Source organism: Pseudobacter sp., assembly GCF_051955275.1.
Classification (GTDB): domain Bacteria; phylum Bacteroidota; class Bacteroidia; order Chitinophagales; family Chitinophagaceae; genus Pseudobacter.
On record NZ_JBQCGW010000255.1, the window covers coordinates 1 to 10,848 of the forward strand.

Here is a 10,848-nt window from a genome sequence, read left to right on the forward strand (position 1 = left end):
CACTGATTTCAATGATTATGATGTGCTCACCAAAACCCTGCTCAGCTCGGATTATAAACTGGTGAGTGGTTCCCGCATCAGCAGGGTGGGGGCAGACATTACCAGAGCCGGTGCGCGGCAGCTCATCAGTAAGGTGATCAACAAATGTATCCGGCTGATCCTGGGTATGAATTTCCAGGATACACAATGTGGCGCAAAAGTAATGAGCAGGGATGCTGCTGAACTGGTGTTCAGGGAACCTTTCATTACGCGTTGGTTGTTTGATGTGGAGATCTTCTTACGTATGAAAAAAAACTATGGCAGGGAAGAGGTGAAACAACTTATTTACGAGCAGCCATTGAAAAGATGGATACATGCCGACGGGTCAAAGCTGTCCATGAAAGACTCGGCAAAGATCGTCGGGCAGTTGACGAAGATCTGGGCTCATTACAGGAACTACCCTGCAAAATCTAAATACCATCAAAATGCCTCATCAACTGAATAATGACACAATCACTCCGGCCTTGAATATCTACCGCGTGCCTTCTCAGTTGACTGCAGTCAATGCACTTTCGGAAAAAGAGGCCATATTGGCTTTCTGCCGGCATAATACAGAAAAAGTAATAATAGATATGACGCAGGTGACTGAAACTGATATTGCAGGAATCAATGTGCTGGTACAGGCCTGGATGGCTGCATCAGACAACGGTATTTCCCTGGAACTACGGATCAGGAGAAGGAGTGAAGCACATAAGATCCTGTTGATCACAAAATTGGAAAAATGGTTTAAACCGGTATTGATTTGATGCCGGATGCACGAAATAAAACGGCCATTCAGGGAATATGGCTGTTCATCAGCACCATTTTGGTAAACCTTGGAAACTACCTGGTAAACCTCCTGCTGGGCCGATGGTTGCCTCCGGAAAAATTTGCTGAGGTAGGTTTATTGGTGACCTTGCTGTTGGTGATGTCATTTGTGGCACTGGCCTTTCAACTGACGGCTGCCAGGTATGCGGCACTGCATGCTGCTGAAGCTGAATCTGCAGTACTGGCCAGATACCTCTCATGGCTGAAAAAAAAGGCCTGGGCCTGGGGCCTGATCATTGCCGTTCTTTTGACAGCGCCCTCTTTGTACTGGCAGTCATTTTTCAAAACCAGCTCATGGACCATTTTTCCTGTGCTGGGTATCTCTGTTCCCATTTACCTGCTCATGAGCATTCAGCGGGGTGCATTGCAGGGCACAGGAAAATTCATAAGGCTGGCTTTTTCCTACCAGGCTGAAATGCTGCTCCGGCTAATGCTCACCGTTATAGCAGTAACTGCTGACTGGGGATTGACCGGTATTTCATTAGCTATAACAGGTTCATTGCTGGGGGCATGGCTGGTTGCTCAAATTCATTTGCCAGCTGCTTCCGGTGCACTGACAGACAAAGCCGAAGTCAGGCATTTCCTGCTGCTGATCCTGGTGTATGAATGCAGTCAGATCCTCATCAATAATTGCGATGTTATACTGGTAAAACATTTTTTTCCGCCCGGGGAAGCAGGACTGTATGCGGCACTGGCGCTGATAGGAAGACTGGTTTATTTCGGTACCTGGACTGTAGTGACACTGCTTTTCCCTTTAGTGATAAAGCTGGAGAAGGAAGGCAGGCCACATCTGTTGTACTTTTTCGGAGGACTATTGACAGTGGCATGCCTTGGTGGTTGCATTGTAGTGGCCACCTGGCTATTCCCTGAATGGATGGTAAGGATATTGTTTGGTGAACCTTATCTTGGCATAGCAGGCTATTTATGGAAATATTCACTGGCCACAGCACTTTTTGCGTGCGCCAACGTTTTCGTGTATTACAATGTATCCCTCAACAGAAGGTTGCCTGTATGGTTGACCATAATTGCCGGACTGTGCCAGGTGGTGCTGATATGGAAGTTCCATTACAGCTTTGATCAGGTGATTAACATCCAGATCTGGCTGATGACAGCGTTGATCCTGCTGCTGATGATGGTTCAGGCAATGTATGAGCATGGCCACAAACAAACTTCCAGGAGCATTAACTGAATCTGATTTCATGAAAAAACACCTGTTGGTCTTATTCTTTTCTGTACTTTTTTTCTCCGGCCACGCGCAGGATGCGTTGCAGCCAGGCTATGTAATGCTGGAGAAAGGTGAGTTTGCGGCTGCCGCTGTGTTCTTTGGGAATTATCTACAAAAAGATCCCGGTAACCGCACGGCCAGGCTTTGTTATGGAAGGGCCATCGGTCTTTCAGGCCAGCCGGAAACAGCCAAAAAGATTTTTGATAGCTTGCTCATCAGGTATCCTGGTGATTTTGAGATCCTCCTCAACAGTGCAGAAGCATTGATGTGGAACAAGGAATTTGAGCAGGCTAAAAATGCATACTATCACTTGTTGCTGACACAGCCCGAGAACTTTCCGGCAACGCTGGGATATGCCAATGCCCTTTCCGGTATCCGGTCATACGATTCCGCCCTCGTTCATATCGATAAAGCTTTGCGGCTAATGCCTGGTAATGCTAATGCAATGGTCAGCAGAAAATATACCCGGCTTGCACTGGCAGACCAACTGATGAAATTGAATTTATACGATCAGGCAACCAGCTATCTTCAGCAAAACCTAAAGGACTTTCCGGAAGACGGGGAAACTATGTTCGTAGAAGCGCAGTTGCTCACCATGACCAAAAAATTCCGGGAAGCTTTGTTTATTCAAAAGCAACTGCTGCAAAAAAGGAAGCGGGCAGTGGATGCGGCCCTTGGCATATCCTATATTCTTTTTCTTCAGAAGAAAAAGAAACTATCCCTTGTTTATGCTGATACTGCTGTGATGTTGGCTTCAGACACGTCCACTATGCTCAGGGCACGCCTGGGAAGGGTGGTGGCGCTGGGTTGGAATGAGAAGTTTGCAGCAGCTTTCCGTGAGCTGGATTCACTGGAAGCCGGTTACCCGCGAAGTACAGATATACAAGTGAAAAGGGCGATGCTGCTTGCCTGGCAGAAGAACTTTGGCAAATCGGAACTCCTGTTCAGGAACGTACTCCAGCAGCAACCTACTTCATTTGATGCAAATATGGGACTGGCGGATGCACTGTTTGCCAGGGAACTTGATCAGCAGTCATACAGCTTTCTGGATTCCACCCTGCACTATTATCCTGGTCAGAAAGATGCCAGGGAATTCATGCAGAAGATCAGCCTCAGACACGCCCCCACGATCACCGCCGACGGATTCCGCAGCACAGATAAAGGTGGCAATGAGTCATATAATTACCATGTTGGTGTGGCATTTGACATTGTTCCGAGATTGAGGATGGCAATGGATTACAGAGCCAGGCACACGCGAGACAAGCATTCGGATCAGCATGCAAGCAACGAACATTATACACTGGGATTAAGGTATCGTGTCAGTTCAAGCCTGTTGTTGAATGGGGCCCTGAACAGCAGCCAGTTGAACGGGACGGAAAATAAACATCAGTTGCTCGCAGATATTGCTGCAGAATGGAAGTTCGCACGCTGGCATACCGCAGAGCTTCGCTACAGGAGTGATGTGCAGAATTTTACTACCAGCCTCATCAACAGCAATATCACCATGAATAATTATATACTTACCTATAACCTGGTCACTCCGGTAAAGCTCGGCTTGTTTTCCCAATATTATTATACCTCTTACAGCGATCATAATAATCGCGGCCTGCTGTTTGCCTCACTCTATTATAATATTCTTACAGATCCTGTGTGGAAAGCAGGGATCAATTACAATCAGCTGCGTTTTGATGACCAGGTACCCGCAAAATATTTCAGTCCGGAACAATTCAGGAGTTATGAATTGTTCAGTGCAGTTGAAAACCTCGAGATACCGGGAAAGAAATGGCTGTACCAGGCTCTGGTGGCAGGCGGTTTTCAGAAGATCGATAAGGAATCCGGTCAGGCTATTTACCGTTTTAACGTTACACTTGGGTACAAGCCTGCCCCTGCTTTCCAGGTGCTTGCTTATTTTCTGCACAGTAACAGCGCCAGTTCAACCGTTGCAGGGTTTACTTACTCGGAAATGGGAATTAAAATAAAATACATCTTACTGCAGTGGTACAAAGGCATGAAGTAAGCTGGAAGAACTGGCTGTTGTCGTTTCCCGGATAAGGTCATTATTTTACCGTTCAAACGAACAGACTTGCCAGATGAAATATAAACCGCTATGTTGTTGTACAAATATTCACCATGAAGCGCTGTACATTTATCCTGGCACTTATTATCTCATTTACTGTTGTCAAATCTCAGGCACAGCCGAAATTCCCCGGAAACTTTATCGGCCACTGGTACGGCAAACTCAACTGGTATTCTTACGGCGCTGCCAATCCGCGTATTGTTGATATGGAATTGCATATCCAACCTTCCAGAGATAGCATCGATCAATACATCTGGCATATCATTTACGGCAAGCCTTCTGAAGACAGCCGGCCATATTTATTGAAAGCAATTGACACTGCAAAGGGTCATTGGGTGATAGATGAAGTGAATGGCATCAGGCTTGACCAGTACTGGAAAGGAGGCAAGCTTGCAGGAGCTTTTACTGTAAGTGGTAATACTATTGTCAACAGCTACTGGATGGAAAATGACGAACTACACCTGGAATTTTTCTCCTATCCTGTAAAAGCAATAACAACCAGCGGTAATGGAACGGAGGAGTCTCCGAAGGTTGACAGTTATCATATCAGGTCTTATCAACAAGCCGTTCTGAAGAAAAAATAAACAACTGACATTCATCTCTTCTTTGCCTTGTATTTTTTACACAATCCTCTTTCTCTCCGGCTTCTCACTATTTTATATTACTTTCGCGCTGCAATTGGTTTCTGGCATTCATTTCACGATGCCAGGATTAAAAGGGAATCAGGTGCGAAACCTGAGCAGACCCGCTACTGTAAGTTCTGTATAACACTTTGACAATCTACACGCCACTGTTTTTAGTGAACAAAAACGGGAAGGCCGCTCAAAGTGGGAACAAGCCAGGAGACCTGCCACTGCAGATAGATTTTAAGCTTTCGAGGATGAGGCTTGAAACAAATTCGACCATTTACCCGGTCTACGTGTTTTCGTTTTTTATCCTGTAAGCTATCCATAATCAATCAATTATTGGATATATGTCAAACGCATTAAAAACGTTGCTGATAGCGTTTTTTGCATTTTTTGGCAGGTATTCGTATGCGCAGCATTCGCGGAAAGATGCTGCTCGTATCGATACCGGCCGCATCAAAACCTTACCCGGCGTTACAGTTTCTGCAACGCCATTCAGAGAAGTGATCCCTTCTCAGAAACTCTCCGGCGAAAAACTGAAGAGCCTTAACAGCTATTCGGTAGCTGATGCCATTCGCTATTTTGCCGGCGTGCAGGTGAAAGATTATGGAGGGATCGGTGGCCTCAAAACTGTGGACATGCGCAGCATGGGCACCAATCATATGGGTGTATTCTATGATGGCATCCAGCTGGGCAACGCACAGAACGGACAAATAGATCTTGGAAAGTTTTCCATGGATAATATCGAGTCCATCTCTCTTTACAACGGGCAGAAGAGCGATATCTTTCAACCTGCCAGAGATTTCTCATCATCCGGCACCATCTATATCCGCAGCCGAAGGCCTGCTTTCGATTCTGCAAAAACCACCAATGTAAAAGCGGTCTATAAAACAGGCTCTTTTGATCTGATCAATCCTTCTTTATTACTGGAGCATAAGTTTACCGATAGTTTAGCCGCTTCCTTCAGTGGTGAATACGTGAACTCTTCCGGGCGTTATCCGTTCCGTTACAGAAGAGTGTTGAGCGGAACACGAAAGACCGCCTGGGATACAACAGCCACCAGAGAAAACGGAGACATCAATGCACAAAGACTGGAGGCGGGATTGTTTGGGAATATCACGCGCGGGTACTGGAATGTCAAGACTTATTTCTATAATTCTGAAAGAGGAATACCCGGCGCCATCGTAAACAATGTTTGGCTGCGCTCCCAAAGACAGTGGGACAGAAATTTCTTTTTACAGGGTTCCTTCCAGAAAAATATTCTCAGTGGCTACGATATCCAGGTAAACGCGAAGTATGCCAATGATTTTATGCGGTTTCTGAACCCTGATACCACGCTGCTTTATATCGATAATAAGTTCTACCAGAAAGAATGGTATGCTTCTCTTGCCAATAAATACAATCTCACACAAAAGATCAGCATCAATTTATCTACTGACTTCCAGTACAACACGCTCACTGCAAACCTGGATGGTTTTGTATTTCCCAAAAGACTCACTTCCCTGGTGGCACTTGCCGGGGCCGCAGAATTCTGGAAGGTCAAATTGCAGGCAAGTTTGCTTGCGACATTCATAAAAGAAGAAGTTTCGGCGGGTAACACGGTAACCGGTGAAGCGGCCGTTTCTGCTCCTTCAAAAAAAGAACTGACACCTGCATTCTTCGTTTCCTTTAAACCCTTTCCCAAAGCGGACTTCAACGTAAGGGCCTTTTACAAGAATATTTTCCGGATGCCCACTTTCAACGACCTGTACTACACTGATATAGGCAATATCAACCTGAATCCTGAATACACGCATCAGTATAATATCGGGTTTGCCTATCGTAAGATTTCTCCGGAGTCAGTGTTGAGGGAATGGCAGTTATCCTCTGATTTTTATTTCAACCAGGTTACAGATAAAATAGTAGCTGTACCCAAAGGCAGCGGTATGTATCGCTGGATGATGGTGAATTACGGCTACGTGGAAATCATAGGAACCGATATGGTGGCCGATATGGCTTTTGCCCTGCCTGCTGATCTCGGGCTGAATGTAAGAGTCACCTACACTTACCAGAAAGCACAGGATTTTGCGATCCGGAAAAATATTGAACTGCAAAAGATGACCTGGGGAGGACAGATCCCTTATATCCCCTGGCATAGCGGTTCAATCATTTCAAGTGTACAGTATAAATCATGGCGATTGAACTACAGCTTTATCTATGTAGGTGAGCGATATACCAATTCTGCCAACATACGAGAGAATTACGAACAGCCCTGGTACACCAGCGATCTGTCTGCATCCAAAGATCTTACATACAAAAGATTCCGTTTCCGGATTGCCGGCGAGCTCAACAACGCGCTCAACCAGGATTATGATGTGGTACAAAACTATCCCATGCCGAAACGTAATTATAAAATCATCTTATCCGTTGAACTATGAAAAAAGATCCGTTATTCTTCATAGTGCTTTTGTTGTTGGTTCTGTTGACTTGCTCTTGCAGAAAGGATATAGAAGTATTCATGAATGAAGACACTACCCTGGAGCCTCCTTCCAGCAATGGTTTTTTGGGATTCTATATGCTCAACGAAGGCAATATGGGGAGTAATAAAAGTACGCTTGATTATTTCGATTACACTACCGGCACTTTCCAGCGGAATATTTATGGAGCCAGGAATCCAACCGTTCCCAAAGAGCTGGGCGATGTAGGCAATGATATCGCAATCTATGGAAGCAAGCTCTACGCCGTGATCAATGCCAGTAATAAAGTGGAAGTGATGGATGCAGGAACGGCTAAAAGGACCGGCCAGATCCAGATCCCCAACTGCCGTTATATCAAGTTCCATGAAGGATATGCCTACGTTACTTCTTACGCAGGGCCTATTGAAGTGAATCCCAATTACACGCAGAAAGGATATGTGGCAAAAGTAGACACTACAACATTAAAAGAAGTTGCCAGATGCATAGTAGGCTTTCAGCCGGATGACCTGGAAATTTCAAATGGAAAGATCTATGTGGCCAATTCCGGAGGTTATATGGGAGCAGGCAATACAGAGAAATATGAGAAGACGGTTTCTGTAATTGACATCGCCACTTTTAAAGAAGATAAACGCATCGACGTGGCTTACAATCTCCACCACCTGCAGTCAGATAAGCGCGGCAATCTATGGGTAACCTCCCGGGGCGATTATAAGAACCTGCCTTCCAGGCTTTATTTCATAGACAAAGACCAACAGAAGGTGACTGATACGCTGCCCATTGCCGTCAGCAATTTTTACCTGGATGGCGACTCCCTCTATATCTACAGCACGGAATGGAGCTATGTCACCTATTCCAATGTGATCACTTATGGTATCGTGAATACACTTACCCGTAAGATCGTTACCCGCTCATTTATTACAGATGGCACAGACAAACAGATAGAAATCCCTTACGGAATACTGGTACACCCGGTAACTAAAGACATCTATGTTACCGATGCCGGGAACTATGTATCCCCCGGAATGCTCTATTGCTTTACCAAAGCCGGCAGAAAGAAATGGAGCGTACGTACCGGTGATATCCCCGCACACTTTACTCTTTTACCTCAACAATAAAAGCAACGCTCATTTTTAAAAAGTATAGACTGAATGTAAAACGTATGAAAAAACACATCCTTTGCAAACTGCTGGCAGTTGTTATATTATTTGCCTTCTCCTGCAGGAAAGAGCAATACCGGGCTCCGGCTATTTCCGGTGTCACGGGCGATGCCATTGTTATGAATATCGGCGATAAGATGATACTGGCGCCAACCATCACTAACCTGAAAGGCAATACCTACAGCTGGCTGGTGAATGGAACACAGGTGGCAACCGGTGAGATCAGTTACACGTTTGCTGCTACTGAACCGGGAAACTTTGACGTGACCTTCAAGGTTGACAACAAAGGAGGCACTGACCAGCAGATATTTAAAATTGTGGTAGAGAAAACGATTGCTGTTTCCATAGCCGAAGGGATTACTGTGCCTAAGTGTTCAGTAATGGAAATTGCTCCCGCCGTTACTGGTCCTGAACGTAATGATTACGATTATGAGTGGACCATCGGAGATTCTGTTATCGGTAAAGAGCTCAACCTGAACTTTATTGCTGCTGATGCCGGAACTTATGCCCTCACCCTTCGCGCCAGCGCAGGCAAGCAGACGTCAAAATTCACCCGAAATGTTACTGTTACTGAAGCTTCTTATCTGAAGAATGCAAACACCCTGGTGGAATATCTGCCCTCTCCTGGTAAAAATCACAACTGGTCCATCATCGGGTATGCAGAGAACTGGCAATATGGAGGAGAAAATCCTTTGCCGTACAATGAGTTTCTGAGCAAAGCTTCTGAATTAAGAAAGCAGGTGGGAGGAAATAATTCACTGTTCTTGGGAGGCTGGGGAGGCTCAGCTACTTTCAAATTTGATCATACCGTAGTGAATGTTCCCGGAAAACCGGATATGGAAATAGCTGCCACACATTCCAACAATGATCTGCCAGCTATTTACGTGGCCTGGGATAAAAACAAGAACGGTCAACCTGATGCCGATGAGTGGTTTGAGATCAAAAACGCAGATTATGGCATCGAAGATCTCCCCGAATACCAAATGACCTTCACCTACGACAGAACTGAGACCGATACAAGAAGATTCTATTCGTATTTCAAATGGAAGGATAATCAGGAAGAGCCTTTGCAAGGGGAAATCGTTACCAACAAAACCTTCACCAGCTCCAAAACCACCAGCGGCGCTTTTTCCACCAGGGGCTTTTTTCCCGGACTGAACGTGATCAATGCCGACACAAAAGCTACTGCCATGCTGGAAGGATGGCCTTCTACTTTCACACGCAAAGGTAAACGCATCACCAAAGATCTTTCCGGTTCTGTACAATTCTATCAGACCAGAAATATTGATATCGACCTGGCCGTAAATGAAAAAGGAGAACCTGTACAATTACCTGGAATAGATTTTATCAAAGTTCAGAAAGTCATCTATCCTTTCCTGAAGGATTTCAATGATGGCAACAAATACAAAGACTTCAACATGGAAGAATCACGCATGCTTCAGGTGAATACCATACTGGATAAGCATCTCAAAAACTAATTGTAAAGCCGGGCATCAAGAAAATATAATTAACCACAGACCTTAATTCTTATTTATGAAAAGAGCAATCCTTGATCTGAAGCTGATGGCAGTTCTGGTACTTGTACTGGCTGCATCCTGTTCAAAAAAAAATGATACAAAGTCTGCATCTGCTGAAGGGCGAAATACCCTGACTTCCTCCTATACCATCGATTTTGAAGGCATAAGCCGGAGTTATATGGCGGATTCTACTTCTTACGCAGACAATGCATATTCTTCCTGGGGTGGAACGCAGATCTTGCCATATGTTCACTCGCCCAGCAACCTGAAGTTTGCTATCAAAGGGGCTGGCAGTGGACCTGTTGATTACTGGAACGGAGGATTCATTGTTTCCGACTGGAACTACAAATCAAATATTGCCGGTAAAACCGGCGACTGGTGGTATTCTTATCTCAATCAGGCCAGTGTTTATTCCGGAACCCATGGTGCTAAGAATGGCGGCTACGGCGGCAGCAGCAATTTTGCTGTAATGTTCGGTTACGTGGATGGCTATAATTCCAGTTTCGCTACACGACCTACTATCAATTTTACATCCGGTAGTGGATTTGTAGATGGAATGTATATCTGCCTTTCTTCTTACACCTATGGTGTGATAGAGTACGGAAATACTTTCGGTACAGGTGTGGCAACACCGCTGAAGAACATCAATGGAGGACAGGGTTATCTTAAGTTACTGGCCTATGGTTTTAACGGCAGCACGCCTACCAATGGAGGCGCACCTGTTGAGATCATGCTGGCAGCTTACAATAACTACCTGCCTGTTGTAGCGCCCCGTACTGCCTGGACTTATTTCGACCTGACAGATCTGGATGAAGTTACCCGAATTGAATTTAATATTCAGGGCAATGATTCAGGCATGTTCGGACTGAATACGCCCGCCTATGTGTGCATGGACAATATTACTGTAACACAGTAATTGTATTAATAAGAACGATGCCCGGCTT

General features: G+C 45.2%; 9 protein-coding genes and 1 riboswitch. All 9 genes read left to right on the plus strand.

All coding sequences use genetic code 11. The features are described 5' to 3' along the window. The coding region (locus ACTHMC_RS22180; RefSeq protein ID WP_440416505.1) for a hypothetical protein at window positions 1–484 on the plus strand (484 nt) is incomplete at its 5' end. Then, window positions 465–785, plus strand: a complete 321-nt coding sequence (locus ACTHMC_RS22185) for an STAS domain-containing protein (RefSeq protein WP_440416507.1) — start codon at window positions 465–467, stop codon at window positions 783–785. The genes ACTHMC_RS22180 and ACTHMC_RS22185, both read left to right, overlap by 20 nt. After that, window positions 785–2,035, plus strand: a complete 1,251-nt coding sequence (locus ACTHMC_RS22190) for a hypothetical protein (RefSeq protein WP_440416509.1) — start codon at window positions 785–787, stop codon at window positions 2,033–2,035. Before ACTHMC_RS22185 ends, ACTHMC_RS22190 begins: the two co-directional genes overlap by 1 nt. 10 nt (window positions 2,036–2,045) lie before the next feature. Next, the gene (locus ACTHMC_RS22195) at window positions 2,046–4,088 is read left to right on the plus strand and encodes a tetratricopeptide repeat protein (protein ID WP_440416511.1); all 2,043 of its coding nucleotides are present in this window, start codon (window positions 2,046–2,048) and stop codon (window positions 4,086–4,088) included. Between the two features lie 113 nt (window positions 4,089–4,201). Next, entirely contained in the window at window positions 4,202–4,732 is a 531-nt protein-coding gene (locus tag ACTHMC_RS22200) for a hypothetical protein (protein WP_440416513.1), read from the plus strand. A 77-nt stretch (window positions 4,733–4,809) separates the two neighbouring features. After that, a riboswitch (cobalamin riboswitch) is annotated at window positions 4,810–5,017 on the plus strand. 104 nt (window positions 5,018–5,121) lie between these two features. Then, window positions 5,122–7,191, plus strand: coding sequence for a TonB-dependent receptor (locus tag ACTHMC_RS22205; protein ID WP_440416515.1), 2,070 nt, complete (start codon window positions 5,122–5,124; stop codon window positions 7,189–7,191). Window positions 7,192–7,271: 80 nt separating this feature from the next. After that, window positions 7,272–8,345, plus strand: a complete 1,074-nt coding sequence (locus ACTHMC_RS22210; protein WP_440416517.1) for a YncE family protein — start codon at window positions 7,272–7,274, stop codon at window positions 8,343–8,345. A 44-nt stretch (window positions 8,346–8,389) separates the two neighbouring features. Continuing rightward, on the plus strand, window positions 8,390–9,865 hold the full coding sequence (locus tag ACTHMC_RS22215) for a PKD-like domain-containing protein (protein ID WP_440416518.1): 1,476 nt from the start codon (window positions 8,390–8,392) through the stop codon (window positions 9,863–9,865). 55 nt (window positions 9,866–9,920) lie between these two features. After that, window positions 9,921–10,820: a DUF4465 domain-containing protein gene (locus ACTHMC_RS22220; protein ID WP_440416519.1), complete on the plus strand. Its 900-nt coding sequence runs from the start codon at window positions 9,921–9,923 to the stop codon at window positions 10,818–10,820. Window positions 10,821–10,848: the final 28 nt, after the last annotated feature.

What these genes read in the sequence shown, in the direction of transcription:
- ACTHMC_RS22215 (WP_440416518.1), top strand. Translation starts at nt 8,390, where the DNA reads ATGAAAAAACACATCCTTTGCAAACTGCTGGCAGTTGTTATATTATTT.
- ACTHMC_RS22210 (WP_440416517.1), top strand. Translation starts at nt 7,272, where the DNA reads ATGAATGAAGACACTACCCTGGAGCCTCCTTCCAGCAATGGTTTTTTG.
- ACTHMC_RS22220 (WP_440416519.1), top strand. Translation starts at nt 9,921, where the DNA reads ATGAAAAGAGCAATCCTTGATCTGAAGCTGATGGCAGTTCTGGTACTT.
- ACTHMC_RS22190 (WP_440416509.1), top strand. Translation starts at nt 785, where the DNA reads ATGCCGGATGCACGAAATAAAACGGCCATTCAGGGAATATGGCTGTTC.
- ACTHMC_RS22200 (WP_440416513.1), top strand. Translation starts at nt 4,202, where the DNA reads ATGAAGCGCTGTACATTTATCCTGGCACTTATTATCTCATTTACTGTT.
- ACTHMC_RS22185 (WP_440416507.1), top strand. Translation starts at nt 465, where the DNA reads ATGCCTCATCAACTGAATAATGACACAATCACTCCGGCCTTGAATATC.
- ACTHMC_RS22195 (WP_440416511.1), top strand. Translation starts at nt 2,046, where the DNA reads ATGAAAAAACACCTGTTGGTCTTATTCTTTTCTGTACTTTTTTTCTCC.
- ACTHMC_RS22205 (WP_440416515.1), top strand. Translation starts at nt 5,122, where the DNA reads ATGTCAAACGCATTAAAAACGTTGCTGATAGCGTTTTTTGCATTTTTT.